This is a genomic window from Rhodococcus sp. IEGM 1241, from assembly GCF_033142365.1.
Lineage (GTDB): Bacteria > Actinomycetota > Actinomycetes > Mycobacteriales > Mycobacteriaceae > Rhodococcus_F > Rhodococcus_F erythropolis.
The window spans coordinates 701,226-720,989 of the sequence record NZ_JAWLSE010000001.1; the positions used below are offsets into that span (position 1 = coordinate 701,226).

Consider the following 19,764-nt stretch of genomic DNA (forward strand, 5'->3'; position numbering starts at 1 on the left):
CAACTGATCAACGATTATTGATGCTCCGCGGCCGTAGTCATCGCGTGAAGGCGCTCATATCGTGGAAGTCGACGAGTGGTCGTGCCGGGACTTCCCGCGGCCACAACCGCAGCGACGAAGACCGTCGACGATGACAAGGATTCGTTTTGGACGACAAGAACTTCCGCGGACGAACCGCGATCATGTCCGGGGGAAGCCGTGGCATCGGACTTGCCATCGCCCGTGCGATAGCGCGCCGCGGCGGAAACGTCGTGTTGCTCGCCAAGACCGATACGCCTGACCCCCGGTTGCCCGGAACAATCCACACGGCTGTGGACGAGTTGAACGAGCTTGGGGGTCATGCCGTTCCCGTCGTCGGTGACGTGAGGAACGACGACGACATCGCGCACGCCGTCGATGCAGCGGTAGAGCACTTCGGTGGTATCGACATCGTGGTCAACAACGCGAGCGTCCTCGACATTTCGAAAACCGAAGACCTCGCGATGAAGCGATTCGATCTGATGCAGCAGGTCAACGTCCGTGGCACTTTCGCGCTCACCCGAGCGTGCCTTCCGTACCTTCGGGTTTCGGCCAACGCGCACGTATTGACGCTGTCGCCACCGCTCAACTTTTCGCCGCACTGGTTGGGTGCTCATCCGGGCTACATGCTGGCCAAATACGGAATGACATTGGCGGCCTTGGGTATCGCCGCGGAGTATTCAGGTGCACCGATTTCGAGTAATTGTCTGTGGCCGGAGACCATGATCGCCACGGCGGCCGTCGGAAACCTGCTCGGGGGAGACGAAAGTATCGATCACTCGCGTTCACCCGAGATCATGGCTGATGCGGCTATCGAGATTCTCGGACGTCCCGCCGGCACGGATACCGGTCGGACGGTGCTCGACGTCGATGTCCTGCGCGAGGCGGGGATTTCGGACTTCTCGCAGTACGGCGGTCAGTCACCGTTGGCTATCGACATTTTCGTCGACGCTCCAATTCCGTGATCTCGGGTGATCTACAGGTATCTAGCCAAATCGCTAGATACCTGTAGATCTTCCTCACGCCACCTCGTGCTCGCCGCCCGGGGCAACCTTCTGAAGTCCGCGATATGCGTCGCTGGCACTTTGGCGACCACCGATGACGGCCTCGACCTCCGCGGCAATCGGCATGTCGACTCCGTATTCGCGAGCCAGATCCATGACGGTAGGGGCAGTTTTTACTCCCTCGGCGACCTGGCCGAGCTTGGCGACCGCCTCCTCGACGGTCAATCCCTGCGCCAGAGCTTCGCCGACGCGACGGTTGCGAGAAGTCGGAGCCATGCAGGTGGCGATCAAATCGCCGACGCCCGTCAAGCCGGCAAAGGTGCGCGGGTTGGCGCCCATCGCTTCACCGAGTCGGGTCATTTCGGCGAGACCGCGCGCGAGCACCATCGCACGAGTGTTGTCCCCGACTCCCAGGCCGTCGGCCATGCCCGAGGCGATGGCAACGATGTTCTTGAGGATGCCGCCGAGTTCACAGCCGAGCACGTCGGTGTTGCGGTAGACACGGAAGACCGACGACGCGAACAGGGGTTGCAGCGCGGCGGCGACGCGATCGTCCTGGGTGGCCACGACCGATGCCGCGGCCATGCCGTCGACGATCTCTTTGGCGATGTTGGGGCCCGCGAGCAGTCCGACGGGATGGCCGGGCAGGCACTCGGCGATCACTTCGGTGGGGCGCTGCCGGGTGCCGGGCTCGAGGCCCTTGGACAGTGACAACACCGGGACCCACGCCCGAACCTCGTTGGCGATCTCGGCGAGGGTGGCGCGAACGGCGTGCGAAGGCACCCCACATACGAGTACGTCCGCTTCACGAGCGGCTTCGACCAGATCCGAGGTTGCCTTGAGTCCCTTGGGAAGTTTGCGCTCACCAAGGTATTTGGAGTTGGTCCGTTGCGAATTGATCTCGTCGGCCGCTTCGGAATTTCGTGCCCACAGCAGGGTGGGAGTGTTGCGGGCAGCGAGGCCGGCCACCGTGGTTCCCCACGATCCGGCACCGAGGACGACGACGCGTACCGGGCGGGCCATCAGAGTGCGCTGTTCTGGGTAGCGAGTGCTGTCATGGCGCCAAGCGTTCCACTTGCGGAGCAGTTGCGGGCCAATTCCGGCGAGTCTGTGGCTCGACTTACAGATGAGGCGGCGGTTCGGGGCTTTCGCGCATTGTTTCGACCGCTTCTGCGGATTCCGCGACGATCGAGCGCATCGCGGTTTCTGCAGCGTCGGCGTCGCCGGACTGAATGGCTGATGCGACCACTCCGTGCAGGTGAATCGCTTCGGGGTCGGCTTCGTGGGGCATCAAGGAGTGGCGTGTGCGGCCTTCGAGTATCTCGACGACGATCTGCGACATCGCCCGCAGCATCGGGTTACCGGAGGCGGCGAGCAGGGTGCGGTGGAAGTCGGAGTCATGGCCGAGATAGGCGCCGGTATCGGCAGCGCGAGAGGTAGCTGACATGCCGATGACGGCTGCGGTCAGAGCGCCGCACTGGTCGGGTGTTGCGCGAGTTGCGGCCAGTCGCGCCGCCAGGGGCTCGATACCGGAACGGAGTTCACTCAGGATCGAAAGCTGCTCGAACCGATCAGGACCGGCCAGTTGCCAGCGGATGACATTGGGGTCGAGCGAGTTCCAGTGTTCGGAGCCCAGGATGGTGATTCCGACGCGTCGACGAACCGAAGCCAATCCGAGAGATTCGAGAACGCGGACAACTTCGCGGATGACGGTTCGCGACACGTCGTAGCGCGTTGCCACCTCGTCGGCGGAGATCGTGGTTCCCGGGGGGAGCACACCACCGACTATGTCTTGGCCGAGCTGTTCCAGCATCGAGTCGTGTAACTGCTGAAACGGGACAGAAGGCATACGTAGATCGTCCCATGCGTATGGAGTAAGCCCGGTGCAAGGCGAATAAATACTACAAATTAGTGTCTGCTCTTGAAATTGTAGGTTAATTAAGGAACAGTGACCTCAATCACTCATCGGACTGGGAGTCCCTATGAACACCACAGCATTGCTGGCGGCCGAGGTCGTCCCCGCTGGTAGCGACGCACGATTGATCATCGCTGCAGTCGCCGGCGTCGCGGTCATCATCGCGCTGATCACCTGGCTCGACCTGCATCCCTTCCTCGCGCTGTCCATCGGCGCGGTAGGTGTCGGTCTGGCGGCCGGCCTCGGTTCGGCAGAGTCGGTTGCAGCATTCGCCACCGGTTTCGGATCGACCATGGGAAGCGTCGGAATCCTGATCGGTTTCGGCGCGATGTTCGGCAAACTCCTGGCCGATTCCGGTGGTGCCGACCGAATCGTCGACACACTGGTCGGCCGCTCCAGCACCAAGGCGCTCCCGTGGACCATGGCTCTGGTCGGCGCTGTCATCGGTCTGCCGATGTTCTTCGAGATCGGTCTCGTTCTGTTGATGCCGGTCATCATCCTCGTCGCGCGGCGATCCGGATTGTCCCTGATGCGCATCGCGATCCCCACCCTCGCCGGCCTCTCGGCCATGCACGGGTTGGTCCCCCCGCACCCAGGGCCGCTGGTTGCAGTCTCGGCGTTGAACGCAAACCTCGGCCTCACGCTCGCGCTCGGTGTCCTCGTCGCGATCCCCACTGTTGTTCTCGCCGGACCGGTCTTCAGCAAGTACGCAGCGCGGTGGGTCGACGTGAAGGTTCCGGATCTCTTTGTCACAGGCGAAGATCGAGGTGAAGAAGAGAAGCAGCAGCGCCCTTCGTTCGCGGCGACTCTCGCAGCGATCCTCCTCCCGGTTGTTCTCATGCTGGGCAAGGCATTCGCCGACGTGATCGCACCCGATTCCGAGGCACTCCCCAAATCCGTCCTCGACTTCCTCGGAACACCCGTTGTGGCTTTGGGTCTCGCGGTTCTGGTTGGAATGGTGCTGCTGGGTCGCGGCGGCGGAATGGACCGCAAGGCCATCTCGAAGTCGCTCGAGAGTTCCCTACCTCCCATCGCAGGCATCTTGTTGATCGTCGGCGCCGGTGGCGGTTTCAAGCAGGTCCTGATCGACACCGGTATCGCCGGAGTGATCGCCGACGCGATCAAGGGCAGCAGCCTTCCCGTGCTGTTCCTGGCCTGGCTGGTAGCGGTATTGATCCGCGTCGCAACGGGTTCGGCAACGGTGGCAACGGTGACGGCGTCGGGCATCCTCGCTCCGGTTGCGGCCGACCTCTCGTCCGCACATGTCTCGCTGATGGTCTTGGCGATCGGTGCAGGCTCGCTCTTCCTCTCGCACGTCAACGACGCCGGATTCTGGTTGGTGAAGGAGTATCTGGGCGTCAGCGTGGTACAGAACCTCAAGACCTGGACCGTGATGGAATGCATCATCTCGGTATCGGGCCTGGCCGGAGTGCTCGTGTTGAGCGCATTCATCTAGGTAGGCGAGCACATGAACAGCGAAGCGGCACAGCAGAAGCAGTATCCCGTGCTCGTCCTGATGGGTGTCTCGGGCTCGGGAAAGTCGACGGTCGGCGGCATGCTCGCCGGAGCGATGGGTTGGGACCTTCAAGAAGGCGACGATCTGCACCCGCAGGCGAACATCGACAAGATGGCGACCGGGCATCCGTTGAACGACGACGATCGCTGGCCCTGGCTCGACAAGATCGCCGTCTGGATCAAGAGCCATACCGACGCCGGTCAGCCTGGCATCGTCACGTGTTCGGCACTCAAGCGCAGCTACCGCGACGTGCTTCGCGGTGAGCACGTCGTGTTCGTGCACCTCGCCGGTTCGCGGGATCAGATCGGCCAGCGATTGACCGCCCGCCTCGATCACTACATGCCCGCCTCGCTCCTCGACTCCCAGATCTCGACGCTCGAGGCCGTCGACCCGGACGAGCAGGCCATCGTCGTCGACGTGGGCGGTAGTCCCGCCAAGATTGCGGAGGAGATCCTGCGACGGGTGGAGACGTTCGAATACTGAGCATGCCAGGCGTGTAGAGACCCGCGGTTCGGGTTACGGTGCATGGGTGACTGCTGCTGACGAAGGCCACGACGTCGATCAATTGCGTGTCGATGCCCAAGCGCGTCTGGAAGTCGCGGTGGGTGAGGGGCGTTTGACCCTCGAGGAGTACTCGGACAAGGCGGCAGTGGTGTGGTCGCCCACCGCAGATCGAGGGCAGCTCGAGCAGATCGTGCCGTTCAGTGCGGCACCACCTGCTGTGGTGTCGCCGCCGCAAGCAACGATCGTCGGTGTCTTCGGTGACACGAAGCGCTCCGGCCGCTGGTCTTTGGCAAAAAAGACACTCGCTCTGCTGTTGTTCGGGGACGTCAAGTTCGATCTGCGATCGGCAACCATCACAGCGTCCTCCTCGACGATCACCATCGTGTCGATCTTCGGGGACACGAGGCTGCGGGTTCCGGAGGGTGTTTCAGTCGAGTTGGGTGGCTTCGACCTTTTCGGAGATCGGGAATTCGACGGGGGTCGACAGGATCCTGGCCCAGGTGCACCGGTTATTCGTGTCGTCTCGTATTCGTTGTTCGGCGATCTCGCCGTGCGCACCGGCTAGCTCGGACGCCGTGACCGACTTCGACTTCCACAGCGTCTGGACGCTCCAGGCCTCTGCCGACCGTGTCTACGCCGTTCTCGCGGATGCCGAGCGGTATTCGCAGTGGTGGCCTCAGATACGCCGAGTCCGGGCGACCGACGAGCACTCGGGCTCCATGGCCATCCGCAGCGCTGTCCCTCTGACGCTGCTGGTCTTCGGGCGACGCGAGGTCGAAGACCCCGTTGCCCGACGTCTGCAAGTGCGTCTCTCCGGGGCAATGACCGGGTGGAGTAGCTGGGTGGTACGCCCCGCTGAATCTGGCTGCGTCGCCGACTTTCGGCAACAAGTAGCGGTGTTCGGAGCGCTCGGTCTGGCCTCGAAGATCGCGAAGCCGGTATTCGAGTGGAATCATGAAGCGATGATGCGTGGCGGGCACCGCGGACTCTCCGCGTATCTCTCCCAGCCGTGATTGCGAGCCGAACTTACACACGCTCGAGTAATTCATGCCTACCCGTCGTGTCGTTTTGACGCAGCGTCAGTTATCGTTCACAACAGCAGTCGACAAGTATGTGTAACTCACATGCACAAAACGTCTTGACCTGGGAGGACGCTATGCGGACGCGAGATTCGACGGTATGGCATTGGAACGTGAGTCCCCGAGCGCGGGTTATCTTCTGCCTGACCAGGACGTTCGTGAAGCCGATGTTCACCCTCTGGCCGACCACCGAACGCGGCATCCGCCAACTGGAGCGACTCGACGCGATGGCGGACAAACTGCCGAAGCCGAAGAACCTCGACATCGAGCCTTTCACGCTTGGTGGTGTGCCAAGCGAGAAGGTGCAGCATCCACGCAAAGCGCAGGGCGAGTTGGCCGGAGCCACGATCCTCTACTTCCACGGCGGTGGGTTCGTCTTCTGCGGTCTGGCAACGCACCGCGCGCTGTGCGGTTTGCTCTCGGCGAAGGCCGGGGTGCCGGTGATCTCCGTGCGCTACCGTCAGCTGCCGGAAGGTTCCATCGGCACCTCCGTCAAGGATGCGATGGCCGCGTACACCGCGTTGCTCGAGACAGCGGAAGACCCGAACAAGATTGTGCTTGCCGGTGATTCGGCGGGCGGTTACCTGGCCATGAAAGTCGCCGAAATTGCCGCACTGCGCGGAATCACGCGGCCCGCTGCCGTGGTGGGATATTCCCCTCTTCTCAACGTGAACCTCGAGGACCACGATCCCGATTTCATGAAACGCGATGCCTACCTACCGATGTCACAGGTCGAAAAGCTCAAGGACCGGTGGCTGGAGGGTCCGGACGAGATTCCTGGTGCGCAGTCTCCGATCAACGCCGACGCCAGCCTGATTCCGCCGTCGTTCCTGGTGTCCGCCGAATACGAACTGATGCGTCCGGACGTCGAGATCATGACCGAAAACCTGATCAAGGCAGGACAAGCCGTCGAAACGCACATCTGGAGTGGGCAGATCCATGCTTTCCCGGTGATCGGCAAAGCTCTTCGGGAGGGTAAGGCGATCGTTGATCTCACGGTCAAGTTCCTCGAGCGAACGATGGCCTCGCAGAACCAGATCAGCGCCTGAGGTGTTTGTCAGCCGATCGACGTGAGTGTTGCGTAGTCGTCGTTGTCGAGAACGCCGTCGACGACTGCGCGAACTTCCGAGGCATGCAACGTGATCGAACCGCCGTGGTTGTCGAGGAAGGCGGTATCCGCGGCGTCTCGCCCGGTCGAGATCCGCACAAGATTGCTGCGCGGCGCCAATTGAGTTGCGTCGACCACGCGCCACACGTTGTCGATACTGGCTTCGACGACGGCGTGAAAATCCATCGGATCGCAGCCCGGCGCGTAGACGGCCACCAAGCGCGCGGGAATCCCCACGGCGCGTAATAGTGAGATGGTCAGGTGCGAGTAGTCGCGGCACACTCCGGCGCCTGCGAGCAAGGTGTCTACCGCGCTGTCGGTGCCGCGACTGGTGCCGGGAACATAACTCAAATGTGTACTCACCCAGCGGGTGACTTCGAGGAGGAGTTCGGCCGGGGGAGTGGCGAGATCGAATTGCCCGGCGACAAAACCGAAGAACTTGTCGGCCTCGGCATAGCGACTGGGGCGCAGATATTTCGACACGTCGTAGTCGCCGACCGACGACGGTTCTGCGCGGCCGATCACGGTCGCGTCGTAGCTGACGATCAGTTTGCCTGGGGCACAGTCGAGTAGGTGAATTCGGGTGCCGTGTTCGGCGATGATCTCACGGGGTTCGATCGGATTGCCGTCATGGACGAACGACATCGTTTCCAGCAGTTCGACACCCGGCGCGCGCGTCACCGCGATCTGGAATTCCAGATTGGTCGCCTCGTCGATCTCGATGTCGAGCAGGGCGGCGACGGTACGTTTCATCGGATCATCTTTACACCGAATTCGGACACCCACCACCTGGGAGGATTGTGACAGTGCGATCAGGCTTCGGGATAGTCGACGTCGACGCCGCTGCTGAGGTCGCTGCACTCCACCAACTCCACGCCGTGTTCGCGTAGATAGGTGTTGGCGCCGCCGTCCCCGGTGAGTGACTCTGCAAGCGTCGGCCAATGGTCGCGTCCGATCAGGACAGGATGGCCGGGCCTTCCGTGAAAGACAGCTCTTCGCAGTATGTTTCGTGATGGGATGCCCTGACCCGCGATTCGCGTCACGGTGTCGGTGTTCAGGTCCGGGACGTCGACCAGGGAGATCGCTGCCGCCTCGGCACCCTCGATCTGCATGGCTGCCTCGAGTCCGCAGCGTAGTGATGCGCTCATTCCCCGTTCCCAATCCGATTTCACCACAATGACATCGGTGGTGGGCAGCAGTTCGACGGCGTCCTCGGCCTGTGCGCCGAGAACCACGATGACCGGTGAGAGTCCGGCGGACTGCAGCGTCGCCACCCCGTGGCGAAGCCAAGGCTGGCCGTCCGTGCCCGTAACGAGAGCTTTCGGTTTGCCCATGCGGGATCCGGCCCCGGCAGCCAGCAGGATCCCGCACGTCGACATGATTATGCTCCGGTGACCCGCGGGCGCAGCCACTCGATCAGATCGTTCAGAACCTCTTCCTGCTCAGGCTCATTGAAGATCTCGTGATACAAGCCGTCGTACACCTTCAAGGTGACGTCCGAAGAACCGGCCAACTCTGCTACGAGCTTGCTGCCGGCGGGGTCCGTCAATCGGTCGTCCGAGCCGTGTTGAAGCAGTACGGGAATGGTGAGCGATGGCAGGCGCGCCGGGAAGCCTTCCGCGGCGGTGATCATGCCGCGCGCAATTCCGGCAGGAACCTTGCCGTGGTGAACCAGCGGGTCGGCGTTGTACTTGTCGACAACCTTCTGATCACGCGATACGGCAGCCGCTTCCAGGTTCTCGACAGGCACGTCGGGGAGGTACTTGCCGACGATCTTGCCCAGCTGCATCACGATCTTCGGAGTGCCGGTTGCGATGATCACAGCAGGTCCGGACAGGGCGAGTGCTTTGAGATCGGCCTGATGGTCGAGGGCATAAGAAAGTGCGATTGCGCCTCCCATGCTGTGGCCGAGCAGGAACTTGTCCTTGCCGGGATGTGCCGCCGTCACGATCGAGAACAACGTGTGGACGTCGTCGGTGAAGTCGGAGAATTCCTTCAGGTGAACGCGCTTGCCGCCAGAGCGTCCGTGTCCGCGATGGTCGGGTGCGTACACGATGAGCCCGAGTTCCCCGAGCCGCGCAGCAACATGGTCGTAGCGCCTCGCGTGTTCGCCGAGTCCGTGGCACAGGACAAGAACCCCGGTGGGTTCGCGGTCCGGTGTCCACACGTCGTAGACGATCTTGGTGCCGGCTACTCCGGTGAACGACGACTCTTCGTGCTGCATTGTTGCGCCCTCTCTGCGACCGGTTCCGGTACGCGGATTCTCACATGCTATTCGCCCCGTGGGCAGGGCGCGGGTGTTCAGGGTGTGAGGTCGTCGAGGAAACTTCGACACTTGTTTGTTACGGCTGGTTACATTAACTTAGGGGCGTGACCGGACAAACCGTTGATCGTTCCGACCCTGTTCCAGCCACCCGCTCGCGCCGATTGTGGCGACCCGCGGTTCGGGCCTTGCTGGACGGCGCGCTACCGCTGATCGACAAGCGAATGGCGGAATCGGTACGCCCGTTCGATCGGCCCGACATGATGCGTCCGCACCTGGCTTCGCGGAAGTTCGCGTGGACGCACTACGGGATCTTCGTTCCCCGGCTGCCAGGGCCTTTCCGTTACCTCAACATCATGACGTTGATCGGTGCAACCGGGACGGTGGTGTTCGACAACGACTATCTCGCTGCACCCGACGCGCGAAACACTGCAACCGTGCTGAGTTCTACCGCAGCGCCGGGGCATCACTTCTATCGGGCGTACGACGCGGCCGATGAGTGTGCGTTCGAAGAAGATGGTTCGCGAATCGCCTTCGGTGACAACCTGATCATCGACAACAGCTATCCGAAGTTCCGTGTCACCGGACGATACGACTCTTTCGACGTCGATCTCGAGATCGTGGCATCAGATCAAGCGTCGTGGTTCGTGCGCAATCCCGTCTACGACCACGTCAGTCTGCTGGCGCAGTGTTCCGGGACGATCTCGAGTCCGGATGGCCCGGTGAGTATTTCGGCTCCGTGCACCGTCGAATACGCGCGGTGTATGACACCGCAATCGTTGACCCGCCGCGCCCTTCCCGAGTCCTGGAAGCTCCCGGCCGATTTCTTCACCTACCAGATCGTTCAGCTCGACGACCGGCATCAATTGTTGCTCACCGATGTTCGAGCTTCAGGGGTTACGGCGTGCAAGCTCGCCTACATTCGGACGGTGGACGGCAGCGCAAGGGTCTTCGACGATGTGGTGTTCGACGTACTCGAGTACGCTGACGCATTGCATGTCGACCCGCAGGGACGTGAGATGCGTGTGCCGCGCGTACTGCGTTGGCAGGTACGCGATTACGGCAGGGCAATTGTCGAGTTCGAGGCCGAGATCGACTCGGAGTGGCGCTATGGCCACGGTAAGGGATACGTCGGCGCGTACACCTACCGGGGAAGCTTCGACGGTGCGTCGATCAACGGCACCGGTTACATCGAATGGGTGGACTGCGAAGTGTAAGGCACCTAGTGTGTATCGGTGCCTTTCGTAGACCCCGCCTCGCTGACGACTCGTCCGCAGAAGATCCTTGTCGCGGGGACCTCGGGCGCCGGAAAGACGACTCTCGCCGGTCGAATCGGGCAGCTTCTCGGGATCGAACACACTGAGTTGGACTCGCTGTTCCACGGGCCCGACTGGGTTCCGCTCGAGAGTTTCGAAACCGAAGTACGACGCTTTTCCAGCGAGCCGGCCTGGGTGACCGAGTGGCAGTACGGTGCGGTGCGTCGGCTACTGGCCGAGCGTGCGGACCTGATGCTGTGGTTGGATCTGCCTCGGCGGACGGTGATGCGCCAGGTGATCACACGAACCGTGCGTCGGCGATTGCAGCGAGAGGTGTTGTGGAATCGCAACATGGAGCCGCCACTGCACACCATTCTGTTCGATCCGGATCATGTGGTGCGCTGGGCCTGGCGAAGCGACGGACGCAATGTCGGGCGTATGGCCACGGTCCTTGTCGATGTGCCGTCGTTGCCGATAGTTCGGCTGCGCAGTCGAGAAGAGATCGAGGCTGTGCTCGAAGTCCTCGGCCGTCTGCCCTCAGATCGTCTGAGCTAGGCGAAATCCCAAGTCATCGATAGCAAACGTCGGGTGGCTTCGCCTCCGTACGGTAGCGCCGCAACCGCGCTCACTTTCGGCCCAACTGCCGCCGCGGAAGATCCGGTACGTGCCGTAAACCTCGGGGTCGTAGAGATCCCAGCACCATTCCCAGACATTGCCGATCATGTCGTACAGGCCCCAGTTGTTGGGTGCCTTCATCCCGACGTCATGTGCTCGTCCTTCTGAATTGTCGCTGTACCAGGCAATCTCGTCGATTTCGCCGTAGCGGTAGCCGGAGGTGCCGGCTTTGCACGCGTACTGCCACTCGGCCTCGGTGGCGAGTCGGTAGCCGGTTGCCGCCCGGTCCCACCGGGGAGACTCGGTGTCGATGTCGTGATACGCGGGCGACAGACCGTCCGCGACTGACAGTGTGTTGCAGGTTGCGATGACGTCTTTCCACGAGAGGTCGACCGCGGGTTTGCTCGGATCGTCCGCCGAATCTCCGTGAAGCAGTGCCCTGGTGGTGAGATGGCGAGCGAGGCGGAATGATTCGACTTTCGAGGTCCACGCAGTGCCTTTGCGATCGTCTCTGAGATGCACCTCGCCGGCAGGGATCTCGATCATCAATTCCGCTGCTCCGGTCATTCGTTCATCATCGCAGAGGTTGTCGCTCACCCGGGGAGACGCTCGAACGCAGCTTGTGGGTCAAGGCCGGTACGCATGCGCCATGCGGTCAGTGCAAGCCCGAGACACACCACCTGCGCCGGATCGTCGAGGGAAACTCCCATCAGCTTCTCGATACGAGTGAGCCGTGCATAGAGCGACTGGCGCCGAATGCCGAGGAAATCCGCGGTTCTCGCCTTGCCGCCCCGGTGTGCGAGGTACGCGTCGAGTGTCCGGACGAGGTCGGCGGAATGTGCTGTGTCGTAAGCGATCAGCGAACCGAGTTGCTCCGTGACAAACGAGGACAAGGAAGCGGGCGTCGTGCCGGCGGCGAGCAGTCGTTGGACGCCGACGTCCCTGGCGAGGATCACTCCGGTCCGGGTGCCGAAACGCCGTGCGATCTGGACGACTTCGCGAGCTTGCGCGACCGCCGCACCGACGCCCGACAGATCCTCGACCGGCGTCGCCACTCCGAGCGTGCGTACCGCGGAACCGCCCGGCCCGCGGCGTAGCAGCTCGTCGGCTTCGGTGAACGCAGTCCGCACTCGAGCGGGGGATGCGGACGCCCACCCATGCGCGAGCACGATGACGTGATTGGCCGCAGTCCCGACGACACAGGAGCCGAGCACGGCCCGCACGGCGTCGCGTACTTGGTCAGCGAGCTCTCGAACCGGCGTTTGCCGATCGATGTCGACAGCGGCGACGAGGACGTGGTGCCCCTCCGACAACGGCGTCCACCCGGCCGCTGTCAGTCGTTCGGACAAGTCGCCGTGCGATGTGAGCACACCGCCCACCACGTCGGTGATCACCGATTGCGCGAGTGACTGTCTTGGGCCGAGGTCGCCGTGACGGCCGAGTTCCAGAGCCACCGCGACGGCGGCGCAGTTTGCGACGGCGGTTCGGCGTGTAGTTGCGGGCCCGCACAGAACAAGTCGACCGAGTGAGTTCGTCGGACCGCGTACGTCGTGGATCGTGCGTTCGGTCTCGGACCGCTCTGCGCCGGTTGTGCTGCGCTCGACGGTTCTGCCATCCGCGTCGAGGAGATCGACGGCGCACCCCGCGAGTCGTGACACCTTGTCGAGCAGCGCGGTCATGCCCTGGCCCGCCACCACGAGGCTCAGAAGTTCTTGCCAGACAGGCTCGCCCGCCTGTGCCGAACCGAGAGTGCGGCGGAGCATGAGGTCGTGAAAGTCTTCGACCATCCGCTCGAAGGGCACTACTGCGTGCAGGGCCAAGAACGCGAGCCCGCGTCGGCGCGATGCTTCGACGAGTTCGGGAGGGGCCGTGAGGAACGAGCGGCCGACCTCCATCGCGAGCGCGACGCATCCCGCGTCCGCCAACTGGTCGATGTAGGCGGTGAGCTGCTCGGGAGATCGCCCGTGCAGACCGAGGCCCGTGGTCAGGAGGACCTCACCTCCGGACAGCAGCCCACCCATCTCGTACACCTCGGACGAATGGACCCAGCGGACCACCGCGGTATCGACGTCGCCCGCGAGCACCTCGATTGCGGCGGCCTTGAACGAGGGCATCGCAAGAACTTGTCGCAGAGTCGGGAGCATTTCTATATCGTCCGCCGAGGGGGCACTTCGTCATAGAGCTAGTTCTGCCGAACTGACAGGTTGTCCCTTGTCGGGCTGTTACCACCATGGTCGGATTGTGACACGAGCCACAATCGACGATTTTGGTCAGACTCCAGGAGCGCACATGAACCACCCGGCACACACCGATGAGTATTTTCTCGGACTTGCGATCGAACAGGCGAAGATCGGTTGGGAGGAGGGCGGCGTGCCGATCGGCGCGGCGCTGATTCACCGCGGCGAGGTTCTCGCAGTCGGACGCAACCGCCGGGTCCAGATGAACAGCGCCATCCGTCATGGAGAGACCGACTGCATCGAGCGCGCCGGACGACTGCCGGCCTCGGTGTATCGCGAGTGTGTCCTCTACACGACTTTGTCACCGTGCTTCATGTGCGCCGGAACGGCGCGCCTGTACGAGATCCCTCGAATCGTAGTCGGCGAAAATCGTTCCTTCGAGGCATCGGAAGAATGGTTGCGCAGCAGCGGAATTCAGGTCGACGTCGTCGATGACGCGGAGTGTGTGGCACTGATGGACCGCATGCTGGCCGAGCGCCCGAGCCTGTGGCTCGAAGACATCGGCGAAGTTGTATGAGCAGCGCCGTCGAACCTGCCACGGCCGCAAGCGATTCGGAGAGTGCGGATCACCCCGTCGATCCGGACTATCCCGTTAGTCCGGTTCCGCTTCATGCACGAAAGCCGTTCTTCTCGCTCGCGGTGGTGTTGCTGGGGTTCACCATCTTCACGCCGACGATGTTGGCCGGAGCAGCGCTCGGTACCGCGTTCTCGTTCTGGAAACTGATGGTGGTGATCGCCGCCGGATCCGCCATCTTGGGGGTCTACGTCGCCATGATGGGGTTCGTCGGAGCCCGAACCGGGCTGACGACAGTTGTGATGGCGCGCTACAGTTTCGGCACTCGCGGGTCCAAGCTCGCTTCGATCCTGCTGGGCGGTACCCAGATCGGCTGGTACGGAGTCATCATCGGCACGATCGGCGATCTCACCGCGCAGGCATTGGGCTGGGATTCCTATCTCGCGCGGGCGTCGGTGATGATCGCGGCGAGCATCTTGATGTGCATCACCGCCTGCTACGGCTACCGCGGAATGTATTGGGTCTCGCTCGTCTCGACGCCATTGATCCTGGCGTTGGCCTGCTGGGTCGTATTCCGGTCCCTCGAGGAAGTCGGTGGGTTCTCCGGTCTGGTCTCGGTTCAACCGCAGACGACCATGACGATCGCGCTCGCAATCACCACTGTGGTCGGCACGTTTGTATCGGCGGGAACGCAAGCGCCCAACTGGACCAGGTTTGCCCGTTCCGGATCACAAGCGGTGTGGGCCTGCGTTATCGGGTTCCTCCTCGGAAACGGATTGATGATCCTGTTCGGTGCAATCGGAGCCATCACGTTCCACGAAGGTGACTTCGTGCTGATTCTCTACAACCTCGGGCTTGTCGGCTGGGGCTTGGTCTTGCTGTTCGGGAATCTCTGGAAGAGCAACGCCGACACCGCTTACGCCTTCGGTGTGGCCGGCGCCGAATTGTTCAGAAAGCCCCGCAAGACCCCTTTCGTCATCGGTGGGTGTGTGATCGGCACGGCGCTCGCTCTGACCGGTGTGCACAACCATCTTGTCGACTATCTGAGCCTGCTCGGAACGTTCATCCCGCCATTGGGCGGCGTGATCATCGCGGACTTCCTGTGCCGGTGGCGGCGCGGCATTCCCGAGGGATACACCCCGCAGCCGGTCCACTGGCGAAACCTCGCCGTCTATGCCGTCGCAGCGTTCCTCGCTTGGCTTTCCGGTGAGTTCGAGGTGGGAATCCCGCCGCTGATCGGAATCGTGGCAGCAATTGCTCTGACGATGTTCCTGCACAGGGTGTTTGGCAACAGCTCGGCAGATCGGGAGGTCTCGACCTCCACCGTCTGAATCGTGCTTCAGGCACCAGCGAGCCCCCGGTGGTTTCGACCCCGCCGGGGGCTCGCGTAATTGATGGAAAGGGCAGACGATTCCGTCTCAACCGTCAGCGCAGAACAGGCAGGTAAGGTGCCTCGATTCCCTGCTCTTCGAACGCAGTCAGCGCCGAGCGTGCAAATGCGCGCTGGACTGCCCACTGGCGCCCAGGCTTGACCTGCGCCGTCACTCGAATGGTAATTGCCTCGGCAGTAACCGAATTGACTCCCAGCATCTCCGGTTTGTCGATCATGTCCGCCCTGATCGGTTCGGACTCCGCCGCCTCGAGGACAGCTCGCGTCGCCACCTCGCACGCTTTGTGCACGTTCGCGTTGTGGGCGATCGGGAGATCGAGAACTGCAGTGGCATAACCCTGACTCATGTTGCCCACTCGCAGGATTTCGCCATTGCGGCAGTACCACAAGGTGCCGTTGGCATCTCGAATCGTGGTGACACGCAGGCCCACTGTTTCGACGGTGCCGACCGCGTCGCCGAGATCGACGACGTCGCCGACACCGTACTGATCCTCGAGCAACATGAAGATGCCGGAGAGGAAGTCACGCACCAGGTTTTGTGCACCGAAACCGATGGCAAGACCGATGACGCCGGCGGATGCGATGAACGGCGCGACGTTGATCCCGAGGATGCCGAGGATCTGCAGCACACACCAGACGAGGATGACGATGGACACCGTCGATTTGAGTACCGAACCGATGGTCCGGGCTCGCTGCGATCGGCGCTCGTTCACCTTGGCGTTCGGAGACTTGCGAGGCTTCGACATTCGATCGATCCCGCGGTGCAGTGCGAAGCGCAGAACGACTGCGAGCGCCACGTAGATCGCGATCTCGACGGGTCGGTGAATCAGCCAGTCTCGGTTGGTGTCGGTCAGTTCCCATGCTTGTATTTCGGAAATCATCCCCATGCAGTCTACGGATTCCCACCGATTCGGGCATCGGTGCAGGGCAACACCTCGTTGATGCCAGAGATACGCGGTTCACTCAGTTGTGCTCTATGGCTGTGAGTGCCAGCCTGCGGGTGGTGCTGGTGGAGGGCTCTGTGAAGCTTGCACTGAGCCGTATTGCTGAGCCGCGGCGGATCGCGGTGTGGCCGTGGCGCGCATGCGAGCCGAAAGTGCCACAGCAAGTGCTGCTATCGCAGTCACCAACGCGATGACGGCGATGATGAGAACGGGAATGCTCACTGGGGCTTCCACGACTACCGGGGTTGGTTGGAAGACTTCCTGGGCCAGTAGATCCGTGAATGCCGACAGTCTCGGTGTCATGTATTCCCCCCTGTGAGTAATTGTTTGGTCCACCTGGCCATATTTCGGGCAATTCGCGGGCACGGCAAGAGTCCATTCGGATGACACGTCGGTGGTGCGTGTCAGCCCGGACTAGGCTTACGCCATGGCTGCGTTCACTGGCATACCCGTTGCTGCACTCGACTTCTACGAAGACCTGGAGGCCGACAACAGCAAGACCTGGTGGGCAGCGCACAAGGAGACGTACGACGAAGTGGTTCGTCGTCCGATGGCGTCGTTGACCGCGGCGTTGGAGGACGAATTCGGCACGGCCAAGCTCTTTCGGCCATATCGTGACGTTCGATTCTCGAAGGACAAGATCCCGTACAAGACGCACCAGGGAGCGTTCGTCGGTCTCGCCGAGAGCTGTGGCTACTACGTGCAGATCGACGCGGCAGGGTTGATGGTGGCCGGTGGTTTCTACGCCAGCAGTTCGGAGACCATCGCGCGTTATCGTGCGGCTGTCGACGACGACGTTCGAGGGCCGGAGCTCGAGAAGATCCTGGCCTCGGTCGAGAAGGCCGGATTCACGATCGGCGGCGACAAGCTCAAGACGGCGCCTCGCGGATACACGGTCGATCACCCGCGGATCGAATTGCTGCGTCACAAGTCGCTGACTGCTGGTCGTAGTTACCCGAGCCCGTCGTGGCTGGACAGCGCCAGGACATTGAAGGAAGTTCGCACAGCGTGGCGCGCACTGACGCCCTTGGTCGAATGGTCCGGACAGGTGCTCGGACCGAACTGACCGTCCGACAGAAAAGTGTGACGTAGCCGTAGGAGTGTTCACCTCGAGTTCATCGAAACTCGAGACGCCTGGGGCTAGCGTGGTGTGTGTAACCGAAAGTTTCGGCCCCGCTTCGAGTCGCAGCGCCGCAGTTCGAAGCCATTTTCTCTCGATCGACATCGTGAACAACCCGTGTCAGTGGAGACCATCATGGCTATGTTTCTCGCTCTCGTCCTGATCATCTCGGTCCTCGGAATCGTCGGCACCTACCTCGCGTTCAGTGCGGTCTACTTCGTCGAGATGCGCAAACTCGACAAGTAAGGGGTGCGAATTGGCCTGATTCGACTATTTCTGGGCCGATCGCGACGACCCTCCCTGCGTACGCTGTTAGGGCATCCTTATCCGCTCGCAACAGTGGATGATTCATTTCTTCTGGAGGTTCGACACGCATGCCCGCTCAATCCACGCTCTTGCTTCCCGAGGGCTACTCCGACAACCGCCTCGTTTCGGACCTCACACGTCGGCAGTTCGGCTTCGGCGCCGGGATCGCCGGACTGGGCGCGTTCCTGGCGGCCTGCGGTGACAGCGGGAGCAGTTCGGGTGAAACCGAAATGCGTTCTGTGACGACACCTCTCGGTACCTACGACATTCCCGTCAATCCGAAGAGGGTTGTCGCGATCGACTCACGGCTCGACCTGGAACCTGCTGTAGCGCTGGAACTTCCGCTCGTCGGCTACACGTACGCCCAGGCGACACCGTGGGTGCCTATCGATTCGTCGGTGCCGTTCCTGTCGGAGATCCCCAACCGCGAACAGATCTTGGCACTCGAGCCCGACCTGATCGTGTGCCTCAACTACGAGAGCGAGTGGTGGCCGGTAGCCGAGATGTCCACCATCGCGCCGGTTCTGACGACCGAGTTCACCGACGACTGGCGTACAAACCTCTCGCGGCTGTCGGGCTGGCTCGGTCGAACGGCCACACTCGATCGATTGACGCTCGACTACGACAATCTGATTTCCGACATCCGCAGTCGTCATGCCGAGAAGATTGCGTCCAAAACCGTTGCCAGTGTCTCGTTCATGCCAGACACGAACACGCTGTACGTCACGAGCATCCGTACGTCCGAGAAGGGCGACAAGCCCAGCGACATGACGCTCGGCGACATCGGTGGCAAAACTGCCACCTCGGAGGGCCTCGATCCCGAAGGCGGCGTCAGCCTCGAAGGCCTCGATGTGCTGGCTGGCGTCGACGGCTTCATGATCACCGAAAACGAGGACAGTGCCGCGTACCAGGCATTGGTGGCGAGCAAGCTGTGGCAGCGACTCCCGGCAGTGCAGGCTGGCAACGTCACCAGTCTGGGCGGCTCCACGTTCTACGGTTCGATCTACACGATTTCATACGTGGCACAGGGTTGGGATGCCCTGTACAACAAGATCAGCTGAAGCCTCTGCCGACCGGACCGATGAGTTTCGGTAACGCGGGCGGTCTAATCAGGTAGGCATTGACCAAACCTGAGGAGATCGACGTGCAAACAGGGCAATCCCCAGCGGTAGTGCAATCCCGCGACGGCACGACCATCGCATACGAACGCTCCGGTGCCGGACCAGCAGTGGTTCTGGTTGCCGGAGCGTTCTGCGATCGAGGATGGTTCGATTCTCTCGCTGCTGCGTTGGCGGCGGACTTCACGGTGTACTCGTACGACAGGCGGGGACGCGGGGACAGCGGTGACAGTCGTGCGTTCTCGATCGACGCCGAGGTGGAGGACTTGCGAGCGGTCGTCGCTGCCACCGGTGAAACGCCGCTGGTCTACGGATTGTCGTCGGGTGCTGCGCTGGCTTTGGAAGCCGCTGCGCAGGCCGTTCCGATGCGTAAGCTCGCCGTCTACGAGGCGCCGTACATGGACGACGACCAGCGTGACGAGACTGCCCAAAGTGACCTGGAGCGGTTGATCGCGGCCGGCGACAGGGAAGGTGCTGTGACGCGTTTTCTGGATCTGACCGGTGCATCCCCGGAGATGGTCGACGAGATCAAGCGGAGTGCCGATTGGCCCGACATGTGCGCCATTGCGCACACCTTGCCTTACGACGTCGCCGTGTGTGATCACGGCTGTCAGTCGCTCGACTGGCTTGCCTCCATTACCGTCCCCACCTTGGTCATGTACGGCGGTGACAGTGGTCAGTGGGCGCCTTCTTCGGCGACGCGAATCGCTGCAAAAGTCTCGGGGACAAAGACTTTGGAGATCCCCGGTCAGGGTCACGGCGTTGCCGACGACGCTATTGTCCCGGCTCTGCGCGAGTTCTTTTCCGGCTAATCGCAGTGCGGCGAAAACGATCGTCAACCTAGGGTTGACGTTTTC

General features: G+C 62.2%; 22 protein-coding genes. 13 read left to right on the forward strand and 9 right to left on the reverse strand.

The window, feature by feature from the left end; genetic code table 11:
- Positions 1 to 146 precede the first annotated feature (146 nt).
- Positions 147 to 983 (forward strand): SDR family oxidoreductase, encoded by an 837-nt coding sequence (locus R4P70_RS03335; protein ID WP_046379384.1) that lies wholly within the window; start codon positions 147 to 149, stop codon positions 981 to 983.
- A gap of 54 nt (positions 984 to 1,037) precedes the next feature.
- Here the strand turns inward: R4P70_RS03335 and R4P70_RS03340 are convergent, their stop codons facing one another.
- Together R4P70_RS03340 and R4P70_RS03345 are read right to left on the reverse strand one after the other, a co-directional pair.
- The gene (locus R4P70_RS03340; RefSeq protein ID WP_019745531.1) at positions 1,038 to 2,045 is read right to left on the reverse strand and encodes an NAD(P)H-dependent glycerol-3-phosphate dehydrogenase; all 1,008 of its coding nucleotides are present in this window, start codon (positions 2,043 to 2,045) and stop codon (positions 1,038 to 1,040) included.
- A 97-nt stretch (positions 2,046 to 2,142) separates the two neighbouring features.
- The gene (locus tag R4P70_RS03345; RefSeq protein ID WP_042953057.1) at positions 2,143 to 2,871 is read right to left on the reverse strand and encodes a FadR/GntR family transcriptional regulator; all 729 of its coding nucleotides are present in this window, start codon (positions 2,869 to 2,871) and stop codon (positions 2,143 to 2,145) included.
- A 133-nt stretch (positions 2,872 to 3,004) separates the two neighbouring features.
- Between R4P70_RS03345 and R4P70_RS03350 the strand changes: the two genes are divergently transcribed.
- From R4P70_RS03350 to R4P70_RS03370, 5 genes are all read left to right on the forward strand, one after another.
- Positions 3,005 to 4,393, forward strand: a complete 1,389-nt coding sequence (locus R4P70_RS03350; RefSeq protein WP_019745529.1) for a GntP family permease — start codon at positions 3,005 to 3,007, stop codon at positions 4,391 to 4,393.
- A 12-nt stretch (positions 4,394 to 4,405) separates the two neighbouring features.
- The gene (locus tag R4P70_RS03355; RefSeq protein ID WP_020909302.1) at positions 4,406 to 4,936 is read left to right on the forward strand and encodes a gluconokinase; all 531 of its coding nucleotides are present in this window, start codon (positions 4,406 to 4,408) and stop codon (positions 4,934 to 4,936) included.
- A gap of 46 nt (positions 4,937 to 4,982) precedes the next feature.
- Positions 4,983 to 5,522 carry a LiaF domain-containing protein gene (locus tag R4P70_RS03360; RefSeq protein ID WP_317830389.1) on the forward strand — a complete coding sequence of 180 codons (540 nt, stop codon included), beginning with the start codon at positions 4,983 to 4,985 and terminating at the stop codon, positions 5,520 to 5,522.
- 10 nt (positions 5,523 to 5,532) lie between these two features.
- The gene (locus R4P70_RS03365; RefSeq protein WP_317830390.1) at positions 5,533 to 5,970 is read left to right on the forward strand and encodes an SRPBCC family protein; all 438 of its coding nucleotides are present in this window, start codon (positions 5,533 to 5,535) and stop codon (positions 5,968 to 5,970) included.
- 143 nt (positions 5,971 to 6,113) lie between these two features.
- A complete protein-coding gene (locus R4P70_RS03370) occupies positions 6,114 to 7,085 on the forward strand; it encodes an alpha/beta hydrolase (protein WP_041815310.1) in 972 nt (323 codons plus the stop codon).
- Positions 7,086 to 7,093: 8 nt separating this feature from the next.
- Here R4P70_RS03370 and R4P70_RS03375 read toward each other — a convergent pair whose 3' ends face one another.
- The 3 genes from R4P70_RS03375 to R4P70_RS03385 are packed head-to-tail and all read right to left on the reverse strand — an operon-like array spanning position 7,094 to position 9,368.
- Positions 7,094 to 7,897, reverse strand: coding sequence for a transglutaminase-like domain-containing protein (locus R4P70_RS03375; RefSeq protein ID WP_317830391.1), 804 nt, complete (start codon positions 7,895 to 7,897; stop codon positions 7,094 to 7,096).
- Between the two features lie 59 nt (positions 7,898 to 7,956).
- On the reverse strand, positions 7,957 to 8,523 hold the full coding sequence (locus tag R4P70_RS03380; RefSeq protein ID WP_019745523.1) for an NTP transferase domain-containing protein: 567 nt from the start codon (positions 8,521 to 8,523) through the stop codon (positions 7,957 to 7,959).
- A 2-nt stretch (positions 8,524 to 8,525) separates the two neighbouring features.
- Positions 8,526 to 9,368: an alpha/beta hydrolase gene (locus R4P70_RS03385; protein ID WP_020970959.1), complete on the reverse strand. Its 843-nt coding sequence runs from the start codon at positions 9,366 to 9,368 to the stop codon at positions 8,526 to 8,528.
- Between the two features lie 146 nt (positions 9,369 to 9,514).
- Between R4P70_RS03385 and R4P70_RS03390 the strand changes: the two genes are divergently transcribed.
- Positions 9,515 to 10,624 carry a DUF6670 family protein gene (locus R4P70_RS03390; RefSeq protein ID WP_317830393.1) on the forward strand — a complete coding sequence of 370 codons (1,110 nt, stop codon included), beginning with the start codon at positions 9,515 to 9,517 and terminating at the stop codon, positions 10,622 to 10,624.
- A gap of 18 nt (positions 10,625 to 10,642) precedes the next feature.
- Positions 10,643 to 11,218, forward strand: a complete 576-nt coding sequence (locus R4P70_RS03395) for an AAA family ATPase (RefSeq protein ID WP_195790825.1) — start codon at positions 10,643 to 10,645, stop codon at positions 11,216 to 11,218.
- Here the strand turns inward: R4P70_RS03395 and R4P70_RS03400 are convergent.
- On the reverse strand, positions 11,201 to 11,845 hold the full coding sequence (locus R4P70_RS03400) for a formylglycine-generating enzyme family protein (protein ID WP_030243927.1): 645 nt from the start codon (positions 11,843 to 11,845) through the stop codon (positions 11,201 to 11,203). The two genes, R4P70_RS03395 and R4P70_RS03400, sit on opposite strands and share 18 nt — an antisense overlap.
- 26 nt (positions 11,846 to 11,871) lie before the next feature.
- Positions 11,872 to 13,392 (reverse strand): PucR family transcriptional regulator, encoded by a 1,521-nt coding sequence (locus R4P70_RS03405; RefSeq protein WP_229756674.1) that lies wholly within the window; start codon positions 13,390 to 13,392, stop codon positions 11,872 to 11,874.
- A 175-nt stretch (positions 13,393 to 13,567) separates the two neighbouring features.
- Between R4P70_RS03405 and R4P70_RS03410 the strand changes: the two genes are divergently transcribed.
- On the forward strand, positions 13,568 to 14,032 hold the full coding sequence (locus R4P70_RS03410; RefSeq protein ID WP_003940577.1) for a nucleoside deaminase: 465 nt from the start codon (positions 13,568 to 13,570) through the stop codon (positions 14,030 to 14,032).
- Positions 14,029 to 15,360, forward strand: coding sequence for a cytosine permease (gene codB / locus R4P70_RS03415; protein WP_070795611.1), 1,332 nt, complete (start codon positions 14,029 to 14,031; stop codon positions 15,358 to 15,360). The genes R4P70_RS03410 and codB overlap by 4 nt, the downstream gene beginning before the upstream one ends.
- A gap of 94 nt (positions 15,361 to 15,454) precedes the next feature.
- Here codB and R4P70_RS03420 read toward each other — a convergent pair whose 3' ends face one another.
- Positions 15,455 to 16,300, reverse strand: a complete 846-nt coding sequence (locus tag R4P70_RS03420; RefSeq protein WP_024487521.1) for a mechanosensitive ion channel family protein — start codon at positions 16,298 to 16,300, stop codon at positions 15,455 to 15,457.
- Positions 16,301 to 16,393: 93 nt separating this feature from the next.
- Positions 16,394 to 16,666 (reverse strand): hypothetical protein, encoded by a 273-nt coding sequence (locus tag R4P70_RS03425; protein WP_139047393.1) that lies wholly within the window; start codon positions 16,664 to 16,666, stop codon positions 16,394 to 16,396.
- Positions 16,667 to 16,790: 124 nt separating this feature from the next.
- Here R4P70_RS03425 and R4P70_RS03430 point away from each other — a divergent pair, with 124 nt between their 5' ends.
- From R4P70_RS03430 to R4P70_RS03440, 3 genes are all read left to right on the forward strand, one after another.
- Positions 16,791 to 17,429 (forward strand): DUF2461 domain-containing protein, encoded by a 639-nt coding sequence (locus R4P70_RS03430; RefSeq protein WP_003939783.1) that lies wholly within the window; start codon positions 16,791 to 16,793, stop codon positions 17,427 to 17,429.
- A gap of 428 nt (positions 17,430 to 17,857) precedes the next feature.
- Entirely contained in the window at positions 17,858 to 18,850 is a 993-nt protein-coding gene (locus R4P70_RS03435) for an ABC transporter substrate-binding protein (RefSeq protein ID WP_007729992.1), read from the forward strand.
- An 83-nt stretch (positions 18,851 to 18,933) separates the two neighbouring features.
- On the forward strand, positions 18,934 to 19,719 hold the full coding sequence (locus R4P70_RS03440; RefSeq protein WP_133727176.1) for an alpha/beta fold hydrolase: 786 nt from the start codon (positions 18,934 to 18,936) through the stop codon (positions 19,717 to 19,719).
- Positions 19,720 to 19,764 lie beyond the last annotated feature (45 nt).

Excerpts from the sequence above, each read along its gene's own strand:
- R4P70_RS03340 (WP_019745531.1), bottom strand. The coding sequence starts at position 2,045 with ATGGCCCGCCCGGTACGCGTCGTCGTCCTCGGTGCCGGATCGTGGGGA.
- R4P70_RS03345 (WP_042953057.1), bottom strand. The coding sequence starts at position 2,871 with ATGCCTTCTGTCCCGTTTCAGCAGTTACACGACTCGATGCTGGAACAG.
- R4P70_RS03350 (WP_019745529.1), top strand. The coding sequence starts at position 3,005 with ATGAACACCACAGCATTGCTGGCGGCCGAGGTCGTCCCCGCTGGTAGC.
- R4P70_RS03355 (WP_020909302.1), top strand. The coding sequence starts at position 4,406 with ATGAACAGCGAAGCGGCACAGCAGAAGCAGTATCCCGTGCTCGTCCTG.
- R4P70_RS03370 (WP_041815310.1), top strand. The coding sequence starts at position 6,114 with ATGCGGACGCGAGATTCGACGGTATGGCATTGGAACGTGAGTCCCCGA.
- R4P70_RS03375 (WP_317830391.1), bottom strand. The coding sequence starts at position 7,897 with ATGAAACGTACCGTCGCCGCCCTGCTCGACATCGAGATCGACGAGGCG.
- R4P70_RS03380 (WP_019745523.1), bottom strand. The coding sequence starts at position 8,523 with ATGTCGACGTGCGGGATCCTGCTGGCTGCCGGGGCCGGATCCCGCATG.
- R4P70_RS03385 (WP_020970959.1), bottom strand. The coding sequence starts at position 9,368 with ATGCAGCACGAAGAGTCGTCGTTCACCGGAGTAGCCGGCACCAAGATC.
- R4P70_RS03400 (WP_030243927.1), bottom strand. The coding sequence starts at position 11,845 with ATGACCGGAGCAGCGGAATTGATGATCGAGATCCCTGCCGGCGAGGTG.
- R4P70_RS03405 (WP_229756674.1), bottom strand. The coding sequence starts at position 13,392 with ATGCCCTCGTTCAAGGCCGCCGCAATCGAGGTGCTCGCGGGCGACGTC.
- R4P70_RS03410 (WP_003940577.1), top strand. The coding sequence starts at position 13,568 with ATGAACCACCCGGCACACACCGATGAGTATTTTCTCGGACTTGCGATC.
- codB (WP_070795611.1), top strand. The coding sequence starts at position 14,029 with ATGAGCAGCGCCGTCGAACCTGCCACGGCCGCAAGCGATTCGGAGAGT.
- R4P70_RS03420 (WP_024487521.1), bottom strand. The coding sequence starts at position 16,300 with ATGATTTCCGAAATACAAGCATGGGAACTGACCGACACCAACCGAGAC.
- R4P70_RS03425 (WP_139047393.1), bottom strand. The coding sequence starts at position 16,666 with ATGACACCGAGACTGTCGGCATTCACGGATCTACTGGCCCAGGAAGTC.
- R4P70_RS03430 (WP_003939783.1), top strand. The coding sequence starts at position 16,791 with ATGGCTGCGTTCACTGGCATACCCGTTGCTGCACTCGACTTCTACGAA.
- R4P70_RS03435 (WP_007729992.1), top strand. The coding sequence starts at position 17,858 with ATGCCCGCTCAATCCACGCTCTTGCTTCCCGAGGGCTACTCCGACAAC.